Here is a 19,202-nt window from a genome sequence, read left to right on the forward strand (position 1 = left end):
TCTCCAGATATGCAGAGCCCCTCCCGTCACGTGGTGACAGGTGCAGGAAGGAGCTCCAGGAAAAAGGGTTACGGATTAATGCGCGCTGGCGGCAGAGCTGTCAGTGGTGTCGTTTTCGTGCTGAAGCTGGTGCATTTTGCGGCCGTAGAACATCAGGATAATCAGGCTGACGATAAAGGTGCCGGCCAGCTCGAAGGAGCTTGCCCCCATCAGGGCGATGAAGCAGAACGCGCAGCCCAGCACGGAACAAATCAGGCTAACCAGGTTGCGAATGTTGATGCCTTCGAAGCGAATCAGGTCAACGCAGGAGTAGAAATAAGGCAGCATGGTCAACAGGACGGCGATACCGGTCAGTTCACCGAACAGGTCGGAGGCTTTACCCCCGCTGGAGTTCATCAGAGTAATCAGCACCATCAGCGCGGTCATTTTCACCGCCGCCAGCAGCAGGCCTTTTTTCGGAATACCGTTGCTATCAACTTCGCCATACACTTTCGGGAAGTTGCCGTCGTTAGCCGCACGGACGCCGGCCTGGCCCACCAGCATCATCCACGAGCCCAACGAAGTCAGGCAGGCAAAGGCGGTGAAGGCGGAAACCACCGGAGCGGCCCAGCCGCCAAGGATGGTGGAGGCACTGATGGCGAACGGCGCGCCGGAGGCTGCCATCTGAGCCGCAGGGTACATCCCGGCGATAACCTGCGTCGCGGCGATATACACCACGCCCGCCATCGCGGTGCCCAGCATGGTTGCCAGCGGAACGGTACGTTTCGGGTTTTTCACCATCCCGGTGCTGACGGCGGCGGATTCAACGCCGACGAAGGCCCACAGGCAGAGCAGAATACTTTTGATCACCGCGTGGCTGTCAGGCGTACTGGAGGTGTTCCAGTTTGCCTGATAGGTCGCTGCGTCAAACCAGTGCCAGCCGATGACCGCGGTCATCACCACCGGAATTAATACCAGTACCAGGCCAATTGTGGTCAGACGGCTTACCCAGGTCCCGCCGAGCATATTCACGAAGGTGAATATCCAGACGATGGCAATACAGGCGATACCCGCCGGAATAGGGTTATTCAGAATCGGGAAGAAGGTAGAAAGATAAGAAACGGCGGTAATCCCGATAGCCAGGTTACCGATCCAGTTGGCATGATAATAAAGCACGCCGGTCTGGAAACCGAACGCCGGTGATATTTCCCCGGCATAGGCAATTGGCCCCCCCTGCTGTGGATTCTTTTTTGCCATTCGGGCATAAACATAAGCCAGAGACATGGCGCCAATAATAGAAATCACCCATCCCCAGATAGCAATACCACCGATGCTGGCGAGGTTCGCAGGTAATAATGCAATACCGCTCCCCATCATATTACCAGCGACCACGCCGGTACAGGCAAATAGCCCTATCTTCTTGGCAGAACTCATGTTTGCTTTTCTCCTAAGTTTATTTTGGAGGTACAGATCATGATAGTGAACCTTTTATTGACCCGACCAACTGCCAACCAGCTTAATGACTCACCGAAAATAAGTCCTAAAGATAAAGTGAAATAACAGAAAACATCAGACAAATGATATTTTGACCTTTTTCAATTAACATATCAGGATGACATATTGATATCATAAAAAGATAAACATCGTTTACTTACATGAGGTTATGGCGAGAGTGCGGTATTGAAATTGTGTTATATCGCGGCCAGTAAATGTCAAATACATATAACAAACTGCGCCTTCATGAGAAACATAAGTTTAACCTCACCATACTCAAAACCATGAGCATGATGAGGGTTTACTTATTCTGAAGAGAGGAAGTTATCGAGATAAGGGACCACGCGGGTCAGCGAGGTCTGAAATACCGCATTTTCGATCCAGTAAAAAGTGTTCTCTCCTGGACGCAAATTAAATGCGGTGAGATAGGCATCCGCGGCTTCGCGGTTCTCCCCTTTCATTTCGTAGACTTTACCCAACAGGACGTAATTCATCCACGACATTTCCAGATCGATACCGGTATTAATCGCAGTATAGGCTTCATCGACTTTCCCCTGGCCTAATAAATCCACCGTTTTAATCTGGTAAAATATCGCCATATCTTTGATCCCCGGCATATCGCCAACCCGGGTGATTTCGGCATACAGCGCGCTGAGCTGTTCTTTATCCAGCGGCTGCTGCGAATGGCGTAATACATCGACCAGCGTTTTTTCCGCATACGCGTAGGTAAAGTCCGGAGAGTCTTTAATCACATCATCAAGCAGCGCGCTGGCTTTGCCTAAGGAGTCGACATCACCATTCATTAATAGCTGATGCGCCTGGTAGAAGTGGGTAAGCGCGGTACTGTGCGAGGGTTGATACTGTCTCAGCATCTCCTGCATACGCGCTGGCCACGGCTGCTTGAGCGCCTGCGATAAGCTGCTCAGCAGATCGTTTTGAATCGACAGCTGGTTATCGCTGGTGATGAAATAGCGCTTGTCCATCATCGTTGAGCCGTCGGCGTTATCCACCATCTGCACCGACATAAAACACTGCTGGGCGCGGTAGTGCCGCTGATTGACGAACTCAATCGTCAGCGTTTTGCCTGAACTGCTGGGCTCATTAATGTTGTAGTTGGTTTTGTCATGCACCATAAAGGTGGAGAAGGTATTCAGCGAGGTGGTCGCCAGGCTGCCCAACCCCACCGCATAGGAGTGCTGCGATGCCCAGTTGGTGCAGGAGTTGCCTTTCAGCAGGTGGATATCGATATCACGCGGGTTCAACAGCAGACGCGCCTTATTGACCGGTGGCCGCGACTCGATCGTCGACAGCGCAACCAGCGCCACGCAGCTTGCGAGCGCCAGCAGGAACAGGATCCACACCCAAAACGTGGCGATGCGTTTGCGCTTTTCTGGTTTCACCGACGCCGGCTGGACCGGCGCGGCCTCAGCGGCTGAGGCCGGAGACGTGGGCTCCGCGACAGGGGCCGCTGGCGTAATAACCGGCGCGGGTTCTTCCCCCTCTTCCGTACACCAGATCACCGGGACCGTAAGCTTATAGCCACGCTTTGGCACCGTCGCAATATATTCCAGGCTACCTTCATCGCTATCTTTCAATGACTTACGTAACTCAGAAATGCTTTGCGTCACGACGTGGCTGGTCACCACGTTACGCGTCCAGACATTATCGATAAGCTCGTCTCTGCTGAGCACTTCATCAGGGTGGCGAGCGAAGAAAACCAGAAGATCGATTAAACGCGGTTCAAGAGTTAGCTGACGCCCCTTCCGACTGATTTGGTTGATAGAGGGTGTAACCAGCCATTCTCCCACGCGAACAACAGGTTGTTGCATAAAAAAGAGCCCAAAACGAAAAGGGAAGGGCGGGATGATAACACATTTCCCCTACCTATTTATGATAGGGGTCATTACCTTTATCACGTTATATCGCTCTGCATTTAAACGCCTTAACCAGTTTTTATTTCTAAACAAAATGAGCAATAGTCTATTAACATCTGTGTCATTTCTTATGGGATAGCCAGGGTCTATTCTGCGTCCATTACCTCGTTCAACGCCTGATCAGATAGGCTATAAATGGAGACGCATGATGTTATTTGACCATTATTCTCTGCCGGCAGTGATGCTGAAAAACCGGATTGTGATGCCCCCGATGACCCGCTCCCGCGCCGGAGCAGGCAATGTGGCCACCGGGCAAATGGCGGAGTATTACGCACAACGCGCCAGCGCAGGATTGATTATCAGCGAAGGCACGCAGATTAGCCAACAGGGCCAGGGCTATGCCTGGACGCCTGGCATTTACAGCGCACAGCAGATCGCGGGCTGGCGAAAAGTGACCGATGCGGTGCATCGCGCCGGCGGGACGATGTTTGCCCAGCTGTGGCATGTGGGCCGCGTCTCGCATACCATTTTACAGCCAGACCACGCCGCGCCGGTTTCCTCATCGGCGATTCAGGCGCAAGGGGTCAAGGTGTTTGTCGATGTCGAAGGCCGTGGCCCGGAAAACGGCGTCGGCGAGATGGTGCAGCACTCCATGCCGAGAGCGCTGACGAGAGAAGAGATTGCGGCCATCGTTGCACAGTATGCTCAGGCGGCCCGCAATGCGATGGAAGCCGGGTTTGACGGCGTGGAACTGCACGGCGCCAATGGGTATCTCATTAACCAGTTTATTGATTCCCGCGAAAACCAGCGCAACGATGAATATGGCGGTTCGCTATCCCATCGCCTGCGTTTTTTACGCGAAGTCGTAGAAGCCGTCGCGGCGGCCATTGGCAAAGAAAAAGTTGGGATCCGTCTCGCGCCGTTGACCACGCTGATGGGGTCGAAGGATGATACTCCGGAAGCCACCTATCTGGCGGCTGCCAACGTGCTGAATGAGATTGGTATTGCCTATATTCATATCGCTGAAGCCGACTGGGATGACGCGCCGGTGATGCCTGCGGCGTTTAAAGAAGCGCTGCGCATGATCTTCCGCGGCACGCTGATATACTCCGGGAAATATACCGTTGAGCGGGCGCAGGAGGCGCTGGCGAACGGCTGGGCCGACCTGATTGGCTTTGGCCGCCCGTTTATCGCCAACCCCGATCTGCCCTATCGCCTGCAACATCAGCTACCGCTTAATCAGCCGGTTAAAGAGACGTTCTTCGGCGGCGGTAAAGAGGGCTATCTCGACTACCCTGCCATAGCGGTGAAACAGGCGCGCTGATATTCGGCTGCAGGCGCCATAAGGTCGCACAGCGGTAAACGCCGGTTGGGCACAGCAGCCTCCGGCATCAAACGCTTCGGCAATGCATTTCACATCTTAAACGTGGTTTATGGTTTAAGATGTGAATTAACGATGAGCAACAGGGCATTTCATTTATTGCCAGGCATACGTAAGAGTTAATAGACATTCATTCACCGCTTAAATAAGTTTTACCGGTGAAACCTGCTGCGGGAAATTTGCGCGACAGGAGGCTTATTCCTGACCATTGTCGTCCTTCCAGTCCTCTGGCTTCCGAGCCGCCTGCCCTCTTTACTGTGCCGTACTGTGACCGAGCCAACGTCCTGAGACACGACTGCGGGCAACAGACTGTACAAACATCGGGAAAAGTCCATACTCAACGCATAAATGAGCCAATATTTTTGCAATATTAATTTGGCAGAAGTGATGTCGGGTAGCAAAGTTTATAAAAAGGAATACAGACCGATGAAATACAAATTAGTTAAGCAGGTTTTACATGATGATGTGTTAAGAAACAGCTTCATTAATTTGGCCATTAAGACCTTTGACCTCTCTTTTAAGGATTGGTACAAAAAAGGTTACTGGACTGAATCATACATTCCTTATGCTTTTGTCGATCATAATAACGTGATTGCCAATGCTTCCGCGAATATCATCGATCTGCTGTGGCAGGGCCAACGTAAGCGCTATATCCAGATTGGCACCGTGATGACCGAAACCGATCATCGCGATAAGGGACTGGCTAGCCAGTTGATTAATCAGATCCTCGTGGACTGGCAAGATCGGGCCGACGGCATTTTTCTCTTCGCTAACTCCACCACCATCGATTTCTATCCCAAGTTTGGTTTTGAGCAAACCGATGAGTACCAGTATACCCTGCCAGTCATGCCGACGCCCGGGGATTTCCGCAAGCTCAATATGGACAAAGAGAGCGATGTCGAGGTGCTCAAACACTATTATCATAAATCTAACCCGTTTGCTCAGCTCTCGGCATACGATAACTTCGGTTTATTGATGTTTTACTGCTCGGCCTTTATGAAGCACTTCGTCTATTATTCGGAAAAAAATAATGCCGTGGTGATTGCGCTGCAAAACGATCATACATTGATTTGCTTTGATATTTTCTGTGATGGCGAGAATTCAATGACGAAAATCGTTAATGAGCTCGCGGCAGAGCATACGCAACAGGTGATGTTAGGCTTTACGCCGAAGGAAGATCGCCCTGGTGAGTATGAAAAGATAGAAAGCGATGATTTTCTGTTCATCTATTCGGCTAAAGAAAATATCTTTAAAGGCCGGAAGATGATGTTCCCTACGCTCTCGCATGCCTGAACGCAGCAGCAGCCCTGCCCGTATTGCCAGCGCCGCCGGCCGGCGCCGCGGCGAAACGACGGCAGCACAACATCTTTCAGGATGCCTGCGGGCAGCGTGAAAGATGATGGGAGTCGGCTTTATTTAGAGATGACAAACAATGCTTTACAGCGCGGACACAGCAACGCCGCTCCGCTTTTAATTTTTCTCACCGGCTGCCGCGATTTATGCCCGCATTCCGGACAGGTTACCGTAGCCTCAGAGGTGGAAGTAAAACGCTTCACTGCGTTGTCGAAGAATGACATAAGCTTTACCTGCTTAATGAATGTGGTCTATCATACCATCAACTGATTAAAAAACACACAAACATAGCGCTATTGTTCCGCGGATGGGGTAAGGTGGTACCTCCACCTGCAGAAGAGACGACTCATGTCATATTCCAGTGGACTTAGGCACTTCAAAGAACGCCCCGTTGAGGTTAAATGCCCGGAATGTTCACACGTCACCGAGCAGAAAGCCAGAGATATGCGCAGAGATAACCCATTGCAATGCGCCTATTGTAGCCTGATATTTCTCCCCTCAGATTGTTCTTGTATCGGCGGATAGCGGGCTGGTCAGAAATATAAATAATCAATCCAGATTATTTATTTTGCAGACGAGTAGCGAATCATGAAAAAACACAGTGAAGATATTCTTGATGGGTATGTGATCGAAACGCAGCTTCGCGGTGAGAAGTCACATCCTGTCTGTATTCATCGGGTTAAATTCACCAACGGTAAATTTGCCCTGATTCGCAGCGTCGCGAACGGCTGTTTTATTCCCGGCACAGTGCTCAGAAGAGAAAAGCCGGGCTGGTTGATGAATAATGCAAACATCAATTTACTTCCCTTTGAATACATTAGCGAAATTGAGTCTGAAAGGCGTTTTCAGGAAGATTAACCCGGTTTAGGGTTATTTTTCTCCACCCAGTTTCCGTCACGGTCCTTCACCACTTCGATAAACTCATCCGCGGGTGAAGGCGTTCCGCCTTCATCTTCCCATTCATTTACGGAGTGCTGCCACTCTTCCTGGGTAAGGATTTTTCCGGTAATGGTGCTACGTAAATAAACTGTCATCATTCCCCTCCTGTCAATGTATCGCGTTTCCCCTTCATTATAGGTGAAAACGGATAAACGCTCGTCGCTCAGGTCATCGTTCGCCGACAAAGCGGATATAGCCGTCGATCGCACGATCTTCATCTATAATTAAGTAAGCAGTTGCCTTATCTCTTTTGCCCTCTGCCTCTGGCATCGCGCTCTCTGGAAAGTCGTCGTGGAGTCAAACATCTTCCTTATGGCTATCAGGAGGTATCTCATGTCATTAGTGACCGCGGCCCCTGGCCCGCTTATCAGATAACCATCAGCAGAGCTGACAGAAATAGCGGTGGTACAAGCCTATGGCATCAGGCGTTTATAAGCGCCATTTCTGGATGCATTCACTAATAATGATATAATTTCCATATTAAATATTACGGAAAAGATAAAAATAAGATAAATGGTACGAGTCGTAATTTAGCCATAATACGATGAATGAGATATGGTAATGTTCTTTCATATCCGAATGACTACGGACGAAAAAGAGAAAAGAAATGACCGAAAAATCAACAACCCATGCGCAAAATTGTCGTACCGATATCGGGATTGGAAAACAGATTACCGCCAGCGTACAAGGTTATGTCGATGGCCGTCGCTATATGATTGACATTACTGTCCATCCTGTCGAAATTACCTTCGATTTTGGTGAAGAGAAAATAAGAGACGCCTCTTATTTTAGTTCTAAAAATCAGGAAATGGTGTGGGTAGCCGCCAGAAAAGAGCTGACCATCTCCGATGAAAAGGGTTCGTTCACGATTGTGTTTTAATACCCGCAGCGCTGGCTAAGCGATGGCGCCAGACAAAGTTGGCCGTAGTGGCAAATAGCGAGCCGGCGAGCGCTGATTATCCAAAAGCAAAGAGCATCAAGCCTCTCCGTTAATGTTGATAAAACGAGCCGTCGCTATGCCCTGCCCCAATGCGGCCCGCTTCAATGAGAATTTCATCGATAAGATCCTCGAGACACGCCGAACCATGGTTCTCACAAATCATATGAACCTGCTTCAGGATCTCCTCCTGGGACATCTCGCCACGCAAAGCGGACATCAGCATGACCGATGCCCAGCGTCGAACTTCCGGGTGCGTAATCATATGGTTTTACCTCAAATCGGGACACACTCATCTCAATTATAGGCACCGGGCAGGGGTTCATCCGTTAAAACATGCACAGCCTCCCTATCCTCCGCAAGGATAAGGATTTAAAAGCGTTCCCGGCTGTCTGTCGGCCGTTCCTGGCCCGGCAACTACAACAGTTTTACCGCCGCGTTTTGAATATCGGCTGACGTTAAATCGCGATCGGAAGCGACGTGTACCACGCGGTGATCGCCGGTTAAGGAAGGAAACTCAGCGGACATGATCTGCAGATGCGTTTGTTCGCCATTAGGATACTCACGTAATATTGTTGTTACGCCCAGCATTATCGTCACGACGACTGCTGGTGCTGCATTGAAAAAAACAATAACTTTCTTCATGAGTTGACCGCCTGGATGCAAGAGCAATGATGGCGATGCCACACATTGGATAATGAAAACAAAAAAGCCCCGCTCCGGGGCATTTTTAGGTTATTTCCGACATTCCATCGACGCTGCGCCGCTGGTGATGTAAGGAGCAATATTGTCAAATGTAATCATGGATGTTTTACAAAAGATACATTTTGCGCCAAATGGATTTTTTTCAGACACATCGTAGTTGGATGTTCTGTATTGTGACCCATGACAACATGGGCACCTGAAATGAATGTATTCCGTCATAATGCTAGCCTTTATGTGCGACAACATTCACTACCGCAGGGACAAGAGGTTATACTCTGGTGAAAACGCTTTCTGTGGTTTTCAAGGTCAAGGATAGTGTCGAAATCACCGGGTAGCACAGAAGACAAAGATGCAAATGCGCTCTGCGTTCGTTCTTTTCATGATTAACCTGAGGTTTTTCACCTGCTTAATCATTATTTCCCGGTAGTGATTTCCTTTACAATGTTGTTAGTTTTTTTATTAGCCCTTGGGCATATCAGGTCTGTAGAAAATTTATCACAGAGAAAATACCCAAAAGGAGATATCAGAAGATAAAAGCGATGAGAAAATTCAGAAACTGTTGCAGATAACTTTTAAGACTCAAACCGTTAAAGTCATTAACGCACATTAACGATATATTGGCAAGGCTTATTTTTTCACGTTTTTTTAACCCTGGTGCTGGCAAAAAAATCTATGCATATACTGACTGATACTGACACATTTTCCTGTTATTTAATAACTTAATCATTGCCGCGGGGCCCACGCGTGGCCTGTATTATGCTACACTACCTTTCCCGGAGATTTTTGCTATGAAATCGGAAGACACCCTTGATTGGTACCCTGCGCAGCTCCCGCCCGTTAAGATAATTCTGGGTAATGCCGTGCTTGAAGTCGGAAAGCTCGGTCGCCCTATCAATGCCAGAACGTTACGTGAGTATCTTCAGGTACTGCAACGGACCCAAAAGCGCCGCGATGATAAGATTGCTCTGCAAACGGCGATCGATGTTCTGGCGGATAATCAAAGAGTAAACGGAAAATTATAACCACTCCGGCCATTGTGCCGGTTTATCCTTCACGCACGGAGGTTATCATCTTCAAATCAATAGCCTTTTTAGTTATTTCATCGAATAAAAATTAAAGAGTATCTTTAGTGGATAAAAAGGCGCATTGTCGTAACTGGTCAGCAACGAACAATAGAGTCTCGTTCCAGGGAAATGTCATTTTATGTCAATGAACACTGGAGATTGTACTCTGGATATTTTCATTGAGGTTGTCAACATGAAAGCGGCGAACACTTTTTTTTGCTTTCCCTCACAGCTACCGACGGTCAGGGCTATTATCGGGGATGCGGTACTGGAGACCATCAGAGCCGGAGTGCCGATCAGCGCCGGTTCGCTATTAAGCTGCCTGAAAAGCCCGCAGGCGAAAAAAACCTGGGCAGATAAACACGTGCCGTTACAGTTGGCAATCGATGCTCTGGAAGAGAGCTTGTCGATTGATTTCAAGAAAATATAACATCCACCATTCGCAACGCTAAAGGTCCTCACCATGTTTATTACCTTATTAATTTACCTCGGTATTATCGGCTCCATCGCGGCGCTGGCTCTATTTTCCTTGTCGATACTATGGATTGCTGTTTCAAATAACCCGGACGCAACGGATATATAAATTTCATCTATACTTAATATTCGTGCAGCTGTTAAATCTTAGATATTTTATCCCTTCCTCTTGATATCATGTTTATAAACTGATTTCGCAACTGCTTCAGCGTGTTAACATCACCGGCTGAGCAACCCTATGAATATTCAGATTAAAAAATGGTTTAATCCCGCACATCGTGTTGAGCTGAATCCTGTCGCCCCCCCCTCCATAAATGCCCACACAATCAAGACCGAACTCTTTTCAACGCTGCAAATGGAGAGGTATGGGCAAAAGCTGGCGCGCTCGCATAAGCTATCGCCGGTCAGATTGCCCTACTATCTGCTTAAACGGCTTGATGAAAATGAAGCGGTGATTACCCGGAATTGCTACATGCTCAATAGCGGTAATAAAACCAGCATCATGCCTGCCGGCGAGTGGCTGCTGGATAACTATTATCTGATTGAGGAACAAATTCGCGTCGTTCGTCAGCATCTGCCGAAAAACTTTGGCAAAGGGCTTCCCCCTCTGGCCTCCCCGCATCATTGCCCGCGGATTTATGATATCGCCTCTGAGGCGATCGCCCATGGCGACGGCCGCTGGGACATCGCCAGTATGACCAGCTATATCACCGCCTATCAGCAGGTCACATCGCTGACGCTAGGCGAACTGTGGGCGCTGCCCGGCATGCTGCGTCTGGCGCTGATTGAAAATCTCCGCCGGGTGAGTATGGAGGTGGCGAAAGCGCAGGAAGAACGTAATCTGGCAGACCTCTGGGTGACGCGCATTTTTGACTGTGCGGAAAATACCCCCGCCGATTTAATTATGGTGATCGCCGATATGGCGCGCGCCAGCCCCCCGCTGAGCAGCGCATTTGTCGCCGAACTGGTCCGCCGTCTGCAGGGGCGCGGCAACATGCTGACGCTGCCGCTGACCTGGGTGGAGCAACGCCTTGCCGAACACGGCATTACCACCGACGCGCTTATCCATCGCTTCAACCAGCAGCTCGCCGCCAGCCAGCTCTCGGTGAGCAACAGCATTGCCGGTCTCAGGCTGCTCAGTGAAACAAACTGGGCCGATTTCGCTGAAGCCATGAGCGTGGTGGAGCAAACATTGCGTGAGGATCCCGCAGGCGTCTATCCGCTGATGCACTTCGATACCCGGGACCAGTACCGGCACATTATTGAGACCCTGGCCCGACACAGCCTGTTCAACGAAGCGGAAGTCGCCGACCGCGTGCTGGCGCTGGCGCGGGCTGAACCCGCCGCCGCCCCGGGCAACCACATTGGCTATTTTCTGGTCGGCGATGGTCGCCCACGCCTCGATTTGCTGCTATCAACGAAGATGTCGTGGCTTACCCGGCTGCAAAATAATTTAAACGGTATCCCGCTGCTGCTGTGGCTGGGAAGCCTGAGCCTGGTGACTACCGCGCTGGCCGCCTTGATGGTGCATGACGCTCACCAGCAGGGGATGAGCTGGTTTTTGCTGCCGGTCGCCATCCTGTGGATCATCGTGTTCAGTCAGCTCGCCAGCGATTTGCTCAGCGATGCGACAACCCGTTTTCGCACGCCGGTGCCGCTGCCGCGTATGGATTTTTCCGCGGGCATCCCGGCCGAATATGCCACCATGGTGGTTATTCCCTGTCTGCTCACCGGCCGGGAAAGCCTCGACAAGCTGCTCACCAGCCTGGAGATTTGCTGGCTGGGTAATCAGAGCGATAACCTCTGTTTTGCCCTGCTGAGCGATTTTCCTGACGCCGCTCACCAAAGCTCGCCGGAAAACGAGGCCCTGCTCGCCTGGGCCGTCTCACAGACGCAAAACCTGAACCGACGCTATCCGGCCAGACGTCCCCTTTTCTATCTGCTGCATCGAACGCCTGAATGGAATCCTCAGCAGCAGGTATGGATGGGCCATGAACGTAAACGCGGTAAACTGGCGCTGCTGAACAGCTGGCTGCGTCAGCCAGAGCTGCAGTTCTCCACCATGACGCAGGCGGAGCCTCATGAACGACCAGATTCCATCCGGTATGTGATTACCCTCGACAGCGATACGGTCCTGCCGCGCGATACGGCGCATAAGATGATTGCCACGATGGCGCATCCGCTCAATCGTCCGCTGTATGACCCCGAACGTCAGCGGGTAGTCAAAGGCTACGGGATCCTTCAGCCCGGCCTTGCCGAGGAGATGCCGCCCGGCGGGCAGGGACGCTACGCCGCCATTTGCAGCGCGGCTGCGGGAAATAACCCCTACGCGATGATGTCTTCCGATATCTATCAGGATCTCTTTGGCGAAGGCTCGTTTGTCGGCAAAGGTATTTACGATATCGATACTTTTACCCTGGTGATGAAAGATACCTGCCCGGAGAACCTGGTGCTCAGCCACGATTTGCTGGAAGGGTGCTACGCCCGCTCGGGGCTGCTAAGCGAAGTGTTATTTTATGAACAATATCCCAATAACTATCTGTCTGACGTCGCGCGGCGCATTCGCTGGATCCGCGGTGACTGGCAGCTTCTCAACTGGCTGAGGCCGCGCGTTCGAAAAGCAGACAACCGCCGGGTTAAAAACCCGCTCTCCGCGCTTTCCCGCTGGAAACTGTTCGATAATCTGCGACGTAGCCTGGTCGCGCCATCGCTGCTGACCCTGCTCTTCTGCGCGCTACTGTGGACCGCGAACCCGCTTTACTGGCTCAGTATGCTGGCGCTGGTGTGGCTACTCCCGACCCTGCTGGCGGTGGCCCACGATCTGCTGTATAAACCGGCGCGACGCGCCATCGGCAAACACCTCTCGCTGGTCGCCGCCGGCGCGCTGAAACGCCTTTCGCGGATCGGCTTGAACTTCATCACCCTGCCCCACGAGGCGGGATATTCGCTGTATGCCATGGCGGTGACCCTATGGCGTCTGGGAGTTAGCCAACGCAACCTTAGCCAGTGGTCCAGCTTCAGCCTGCAGAACGAGCGGTCAAAATGCTCGCCGCTGCGCTTTTACCGGGCAATGTGGTGCAACATCGCCTGCGCGGGCGCCCTGACGGCGCTGGCCTTCCACTTTTCCCCCTGGCTGTCGACGATAGCGATCCCCATCAGCCTGCTCTGGTGCCTGGCCCCGCTGCTGCTCAGCGGCTTAAGCCGCCAGCCAGTGCGCAGAACTTTCTCCGCGGATAAAGAGCAAACCCGGCTGCTGCGTCAGAGCGGCCGTGAGATCTGGGCCTTTTTCGAAACCTTTGCCACGGCAAAAGAGAACTGGCTGCCGCCGGACAACTACCAGGAAATACCGCAGCCGGTGATTGCGCATCGCACCTCGCCGACCAATATTGGCCTCTCCTTGCTGGGCAACCTGACGGCGTGGGATTTTGGCTATATCCCGTCCGGCGAAGTCTTACAGCGGATCACCCTCACGCTCGATACGCTGGATAAGATGGAGCACTTCCGGGGGCATTTGTATAACTGGTACGATACCCGTACCCTCGCCCCCCTCTCTCCACGTTACGTTTCCAGCGTCGACAGCGGCAACATGGCCGGGCATTTATTGACGCTGAAGGCGGGATTATCGGCGATGCGTAATCAGCCGGTCCTCAACGGCACGCAGGTGCTGTCCGGGCTGGACGATACGCTGGGAATTCTGGAAAAACGCTGGGGGCCGCGGGCGCCAACCGCGCTGCGGCTGTTGCGTAAACATTGCGCCAGCGCCGCCGCCCTGCCTCCCGCCCGGCTATGGCATGAACTGAAAAATATGCGCAATCAGTGCAACCACCTGCACAGCCTGTGTCGTCATGAGGACGCGCGGGTGCTGCGCTGGATAACGCATTTACAGCATCAGCTGGTCCTGATGTGCCACGAATGGTCGCATCTGCTGGGCTGGCTGCCGGCGGATTACGGCTCTCAGCCGCTGCCTTCGCTCAGCTGGCTGGCGCAGGCCAAACACACGGGGGAAGGCACGCCATCCGCATCCGCCATCGGACAGGCGCGCCTGCGGCTGGATATCATCGGCGAGCTGGAGCAGCGCCTCAGCGAACATGCGCGGATGGATTTTACCTTCCTGTACAGCGAAGTGACCAACCTGCTCAGCGTCGGCTATAACTGCGACAGAGATCAGCTGGATAAGAGCCACTACGACCTGCTGCCTTCCGAAATCCGTCTGACCAGTTTTCTGACCATTGCCACTAACCAGCTGCCGCAGAAAAGCTGGTTCTCACTCGGGCGTCTGTTTACCACCATCGATAACGAAACCGCGCTGATGTCGTGGAGCGGGTCGATGTTTGAATATCTGATGCCAAATCTGGTGATGCCGACCTATCCCGGCAGTCTGCTCGACGAGATGAGCCAGTCAGCGGTGAAACGCCAGATCGCCTGGGGGAAAGAGCTCGGCATCCCGTGGGGCGTTTCGGAGTCCGGTTACTATGCGTTTGATGTGCTAAAAAACTACCAGTATCAGGCCTTCGGTGTTCCAGGGCTCGGTCTACGCCGCGGGCTTGCCGACGATGTGGTCATCGCCCCCTATGCGACCTTCCTTGCGCTGATGGTCGAGCCGCAGAAAGCCTGTGACAACCTCTTCCGGCTTGAAAGCCTCGGCGCCAGGGGGGAATACGGCTTTTATGAAGCGCTGGACTATACCCCTTCGCGCCTTGCCAGCGGGCAACGCTGCGCGGTGGTTCATTCGTGGATGGCGCATCATCAGGGCATGACGTTTCAGGCGCTGTCGCACGTGCTGCTGAACGCGCCGATGGTCGAGCGATTTATGTCGAGCACCGCGTTCCGTTCGGCCAGCCTGCTGTTACAAGAACGCGTCCCGGACGCGGTGGAGCTCTACAGTCCTCGACGCCATTTTGAGTCCCATGAAGGGGGGCTGAAACCCGTGCACTATGAACCGCGGATATTTACCAGCGCCGACAGCGTGGTGCCGGAGGTTCAGCTGTTATCCAACAGCCATTATCACCTGATGTTGACCCATACCGGCGGCGGCTACAGCCGCTGGAATGACCTGGCGCTGACGCGCTGGCGCAGCGATGCCACCCGCGATAACTGGGGCGCGTTCTGCTATATCAGCGATCCGCAAACGGGGGAAACCTGGAGCAATACCTGGCAACCGACCGGCACGGATGCCAGCAAATACGAGGTCATTTTTACCGAAGCCGGCGCCGAATTTAAACGTACCGATGGCTCGATCAACGTCAAAACCGAAATCGTGGTCTCACCGGAAGACAATATTGAGCTGCGTCGGGTCACTCTGCTGCACCGCGGCCGCCAGCCGCGCGCCATTGAGCTGACGACTTACGCCGAAGTGGTTCTGGCGCCTGCCGCCGGCGATCTGGCGCATCCGGCATTCAGTAATTTATTTATTCAGAGCGAGCTGTCGCCCGCTCATGAGGCGATCCTTTGCCATCGTCGCTCTCGCGCGCCGGAAGAGCGTTCGCCCTGGCTCTTCCATATGATGGTGGTCCATGGCATCGCGCATAAACCCGCCTCATTTGAGACCGATCGCGCCAGTTTCATCGGGCGTGGCCGAACGCCTGGCAACCCGCAGAGCGCCCGCCAGAGCGGGCCGCTGAGCAATACCGTCGGGGCGGTGCTCGATCCAATCATGGCGATCCGCCAGTCTCTCGTTTTACCGCCCGGCATCCCGGTGGTGATTGATATTGTTTATGGCGTCAGCGAGTCCCGCTCCGCCAGCCTGGCGCTGGCGGAAAAATATCGCGACCGCTCGATTGCCGATCGCGTCTTTGAACTGGTGTGGTCGCACAGCCATATCCTGTTACGACAAATCAATGTCAATGAAGACAATGCCACTCTGTTTAACCGTCTGGCCGGCGCCATACTCTACCCGGGGCCAGAGCTGCGCGCCGATGAGCAGATCATCAGCCGCAACCGCCGGGGTCAGTCCGGCTTATGGGGATGGGCTATTTCTGGCGACCTGCCCATCGTGCTGTTGAATGTGACCAGCGACGACAGTCTCGACTCGGTGACCACGCTGATTCTGGCGCATCATTACTGGCGGCTGAAAGGCCTGGCCGTTGATTTAGTGATTCTCAACGACAGCCAGAACGGCTATCGACAGGTGCTGCAGAATCAGATTATGGATCTGATTCACGCCGGTTCCGAAGCCAGCCTGATGGACAAACCGGGCGGTATTTTTGTGCGTAATGGCGAGCACCTCTCGGCGGAAGACCGGATATTGCTGATGAGCGTGGCGCAAATTTATCTGGACGATCGGGCGGGCGGGCTACAAGAGCAGCTTAATCATCGCATTCAGCTGGCCGCCACCTCGCAACAGCAGCTGGTCCCCCAGCTTAAGAGCGAGAAAAACCAGCATATTCCCTGGACTCCCGATACCGGGCAGCTCTCCTGTTTTAACGGGCTGGGCGGCTTTTCTCAGGACGGGCGCGAATATCAGATTGTGCTCAGAGAAAACCAGCCCACTCCGGCGCCGTGGGCGAACATCCTCGCGAACAAGGATTTCGGCAGCGTCATTTCAGAAGCCGGCCAGTCCTATAGCTGGTATGAAAACGCCCACGAATATCGCCTGACGCCGTGGGAAAACGATCCCGTCAGCGACCGCAGCGGGGAGTCCTTCTACCTGCGCGATGAAGAAAGCGGCGTCGTCTGGTCGCCCACCACGCTGCCGGTTCGCGGCCAGGGGGATTATCTGACCCGCCACGGTTTCGGTTACAGCGTCTTTTCGCACCGTCAAGACGGGATTGACAGCGAACTGACCGTTCTGGTGGCCGAACACGCGCCGGTCAAACTGGCCCTCCTGACGCTCAGCAACAATTCTGGCCGCACGCGAAAACTCTCGGTGACCGGCTATGTCGAGTGGACGCTTGGTGAGTCGCGCACGCGTTCCGCCCTGCATATCATTACCCACGCCGCAGGCGTAACGGGAGGATGCGGGATTCTGGCCAACAACTTTTATAACAGCAGCGGTTGCGAACGTACCGCGTTCTTTGCCGTCAGCGGCGTACACTGTTCTGTGACCGGCGATCGCCGGGAGTTTCTTGGTCGTAATGGCTCTCCCGCTCAACCGCTGGCTTTAGAGCAGCACCGGCTCTCGGATAAAACCGGCGCCGGCGTCGATCCCTGCGGGGCGGTACAGTCGGCCACCACCCTGATCGATGGCGATCAGCGCACCTTTATTTTTGTCCTTGGCGTGGCGGAGGATCAACAGCAGGCCAATACGACGATCGCCCGCTATTTAAATGAGGAGGCGGTCCGCGAGGAGCTGAGCAACGTTCACCGCTACTGGCACGATAAGCTGGATAACGTGGTGGTCAATACCCCGGATATCACCGTGAATCTGCTGGTAAACGGCTGGCTGATGTACCAGACCCTCTCCTGCCGCATCATGGCGCGCAGCGGTTATTATCAGTCCGGCGGCGCGTTTGGTTTCCGCGATCAGCTCCAGGATACGATGGCGCTGAGCCACAACGCGCCGGAACGGCTGCGTGAGCAGATTTTGCTCTGCGCCTCGCGCCAGTTTATTGAAGGCGACGTCCAGCACTGGTGGCATCCACCTGCCGGCAACGGCGTGCGCACGCGCTGCTCGGACGACTATCTCTGGTTACCGCTGGCGGTGTGCCATTATGTCGAAACCACAGGCGATATCAGCATTCTCGAACATCGCGTTGCCTACCTCGAAGGGCAGCCGCTGCCGCCGGGTGAAGAGTCGCTCTATGAAACCCCGGCCGTCAGCGCCACCCAGGAAAGCTTATGGCAACATTGCGTAAAAGCCATTCGCCATGGCCTGCGGTTTGGCCAGCATGGGCTGCCGCTGATGGGGGCGGGCGACTGGAATGACGGCATGAATCTGGTGGGGCTTGAGGGCAAAGGCGAAAGCGTCTGGCTGGGATTTTTCCTGTATGACATTTTACAGCGCGTTGCCGACCTCGCTGAACACCACCAGGATCGCGATATAGCGACACTTTGCCGCACCGAGGCGACGCGTTTACAGCAAAGCCTCGAAGCGTCGGCCTGGGATGGGCAATGGTATCGCCGGGGATATTTTGATAACGGCGACCCGCTGGGCTCCGCCAGCGCGCAGGAGTGCCAGATCGACGCCATTGCCCAGAGTTGGTCGGTACTCTCCGCTGCCGCCTCTCCGACACGTCGCGCTCAGGCGATGCAGGCGCTGGATAAGCAACTGGTGGATAGCGAAACGGGGCTGATAAAACTGCTCACGCCGCCCTTCGACGGGCGCGGCCCGAACCCGGGCTACATCCAGGGCTACCTGCCCGGCGTGCGGGAAAACGGCGGGCAGTATACCCATGGCGCGATCTGGGCCATTATGGCTTTTGCGCGTATGGGAGATACCGAACGAGCCTGGCAGCTGTGGTCAACGATCAATCCGCTGAACCATAGCCTGGACGCCGAGGCCGTCGCGCGCTACAAAGTAGAGCCTTACGTGATGAGCGCCGATGTCTACAGCGTAGCCCCGCATGGCGGCCGTGGCGGCTGGAGCTGGTACACCGGCTCTGCAGGCTGGGCCTATCGTTTACTGACGGAAGAGCTGCTGGGGATAACACGCCACGGCACGACACTGCGAATCCACGCCCGGCTTCCCGACAAGTGGCCGGCGATTAGCCTGACCTATCAGCATGGCGACACTCAGTACCACATTACCGTCACCCGTGGAAATGAAGCGTATCGTCTTACGCTGGATGGCGTGGTGCTGCCGGATGACAACATCCCGCTGCTGTCGGACGGGCAAAGCCACACGGTCGATATTATTCAGAAGTAGACCGGGATCTCCCGCGTATTAACGATTAGCGTTAATACGCGGATAGGAGCTGCGGACGTTAAGGATGATATCGCGGACTGAGTTTAATCACATCTGGCCCGACGGTTATTTATAGCCGACAATCTCTGAATGTAAATCACCGCCCCTTTAATTTAAAAAAACCTCAACAACGGCGAAATATCTTATTTAATTATCCGGT

The 19,202-nt window shown here is 53.6% G+C and carries 16 protein-coding genes; 9 read left to right on the plus strand and 7 right to left on the minus strand.

The window, feature by feature from the left end; all coding sequences use genetic code 11:
- Nucleotides 1-75: 75 nt before the first annotated feature.
- Together cadB and cadC are read right to left on the minus strand one after the other, a co-directional pair.
- Nucleotides 76-1,413 carry a cadaverine/lysine antiporter gene (cadB, locus tag ACI2JR_RS06555; RefSeq protein WP_462478150.1) on the minus strand — a complete coding sequence of 446 codons (1,338 nt, stop codon included), beginning with the start codon at nucleotides 1,411-1,413 and terminating at the stop codon, nucleotides 76-78.
- 365 nt (nucleotides 1,414-1,778) lie between these two features.
- Nucleotides 1,779-3,302, minus strand: a complete 1,524-nt coding sequence (gene cadC, locus ACI2JR_RS06560) for a lysine decarboxylation/transport transcriptional activator CadC (RefSeq protein WP_462478151.1) — start codon at nucleotides 3,300-3,302, stop codon at nucleotides 1,779-1,781.
- 253 nt (nucleotides 3,303-3,555) lie between these two features.
- On the opposite strand from cadC, the gene ACI2JR_RS06565 reads away from it, so the two are divergent.
- Both ACI2JR_RS06565 and ACI2JR_RS06570 read left to right on the plus strand, forming a co-directional pair.
- Entirely contained in the window at nucleotides 3,556-4,671 is a 1,116-nt protein-coding gene (locus ACI2JR_RS06565) for an alkene reductase (protein ID WP_462478190.1), read from the plus strand.
- A gap of 483 nt (nucleotides 4,672-5,154) precedes the next feature.
- Nucleotides 5,155-6,021, plus strand: coding sequence for a GNAT family N-acetyltransferase (locus ACI2JR_RS06570; protein ID WP_462478152.1), 867 nt, complete (start codon nucleotides 5,155-5,157; stop codon nucleotides 6,019-6,021).
- A gap of 119 nt (nucleotides 6,022-6,140) precedes the next feature.
- On the opposite strand, the gene ACI2JR_RS06575 is transcribed toward ACI2JR_RS06570, so the two are convergent.
- Nucleotides 6,141-6,305 (minus strand): YnfU family zinc-binding protein, encoded by a 165-nt coding sequence (locus tag ACI2JR_RS06575; protein WP_243655211.1) that lies wholly within the window; start codon nucleotides 6,303-6,305, stop codon nucleotides 6,141-6,143.
- 124 nt (nucleotides 6,306-6,429) lie between these two features.
- On the opposite strand from ACI2JR_RS06575, the gene ACI2JR_RS06580 reads away from it, so the two are divergent.
- Together ACI2JR_RS06580 and ACI2JR_RS06585 are read left to right on the plus strand one after the other, a co-directional pair.
- Nucleotides 6,430-6,606, plus strand: a complete 177-nt coding sequence (locus ACI2JR_RS06580; protein WP_462478153.1) for a YnfU family zinc-binding protein — start codon at nucleotides 6,430-6,432, stop codon at nucleotides 6,604-6,606.
- Between the two features lie 63 nt (nucleotides 6,607-6,669).
- A complete protein-coding gene (locus tag ACI2JR_RS06585; protein WP_462478154.1) occupies nucleotides 6,670-6,939 on the plus strand; it encodes a hypothetical protein in 270 nt (89 codons plus the stop codon).
- Here the strand turns inward: ACI2JR_RS06585 and ACI2JR_RS06590 are convergent.
- Nucleotides 6,936-7,118 (minus strand): hypothetical protein, encoded by a 183-nt coding sequence (locus tag ACI2JR_RS06590; RefSeq protein ID WP_132728624.1) that lies wholly within the window; start codon nucleotides 7,116-7,118, stop codon nucleotides 6,936-6,938. The genes ACI2JR_RS06585 and ACI2JR_RS06590 overlap by 4 nt on opposite strands.
- Nucleotides 7,119-7,627: 509 nt before the next feature.
- On the opposite strand from ACI2JR_RS06590, the gene ACI2JR_RS06595 reads away from it, so the two are divergent.
- Nucleotides 7,628-7,900, plus strand: a complete 273-nt coding sequence (locus tag ACI2JR_RS06595; protein ID WP_462478155.1) for a hypothetical protein — start codon at nucleotides 7,628-7,630, stop codon at nucleotides 7,898-7,900.
- A 109-nt stretch (nucleotides 7,901-8,009) separates the two neighbouring features.
- Here the strand turns inward: ACI2JR_RS06595 and ACI2JR_RS06600 are convergent, their stop codons facing one another.
- The 3 genes from ACI2JR_RS06600 to ACI2JR_RS06610 form a co-directional block, all read right to left on the minus strand.
- Nucleotides 8,010-8,222, minus strand: coding sequence for a hypothetical protein (locus ACI2JR_RS06600; protein ID WP_132728620.1), 213 nt, complete (start codon nucleotides 8,220-8,222; stop codon nucleotides 8,010-8,012).
- Between the two features lie 152 nt (nucleotides 8,223-8,374).
- Nucleotides 8,375-8,602 carry a hypothetical protein gene (locus ACI2JR_RS06605; RefSeq protein ID WP_132728618.1) on the minus strand — a complete coding sequence of 76 codons (228 nt, stop codon included), beginning with the start codon at nucleotides 8,600-8,602 and terminating at the stop codon, nucleotides 8,375-8,377.
- A gap of 90 nt (nucleotides 8,603-8,692) precedes the next feature.
- Nucleotides 8,693-8,881: a cold shock small protein YmcF gene (locus ACI2JR_RS06610; protein WP_132728616.1), complete on the minus strand. Its 189-nt coding sequence runs from the start codon at nucleotides 8,879-8,881 to the stop codon at nucleotides 8,693-8,695.
- A 569-nt stretch (nucleotides 8,882-9,450) separates the two neighbouring features.
- On the opposite strand from ACI2JR_RS06610, the gene ACI2JR_RS06615 reads away from it, so the two are divergent.
- From ACI2JR_RS06615 to ACI2JR_RS06630, 4 genes are all read left to right on the plus strand, one after another.
- Nucleotides 9,451-9,684, plus strand: a complete 234-nt coding sequence (locus ACI2JR_RS06615) for a hypothetical protein (RefSeq protein WP_132728614.1) — start codon at nucleotides 9,451-9,453, stop codon at nucleotides 9,682-9,684.
- A 181-nt stretch (nucleotides 9,685-9,865) separates the two neighbouring features.
- On the plus strand, nucleotides 9,866-10,156 hold the full coding sequence (locus ACI2JR_RS06620) for an acetyltransferase (RefSeq protein WP_462478156.1): 291 nt from the start codon (nucleotides 9,866-9,868) through the stop codon (nucleotides 10,154-10,156).
- 33 nt (nucleotides 10,157-10,189) lie between these two features.
- The gene (locus ACI2JR_RS06625; protein ID WP_462478157.1) at nucleotides 10,190-10,309 is read left to right on the plus strand and encodes a YnaM/YnfT family protein; all 120 of its coding nucleotides are present in this window, start codon (nucleotides 10,190-10,192) and stop codon (nucleotides 10,307-10,309) included.
- 129 nt (nucleotides 10,310-10,438) lie between these two features.
- Nucleotides 10,439-19,003, plus strand: coding sequence for a GH36-type glycosyl hydrolase domain-containing protein (locus tag ACI2JR_RS06630; protein WP_462478158.1), 8,565 nt, complete (start codon nucleotides 10,439-10,441; stop codon nucleotides 19,001-19,003).
- Nucleotides 19,004-19,202 lie beyond the last annotated feature (199 nt).

The organism is Klebsiella sp. NPDC088457 (genome assembly GCF_044900465.1).
GTDB lineage: Bacteria > Pseudomonadota > Gammaproteobacteria > Enterobacterales > Enterobacteriaceae > Klebsiella.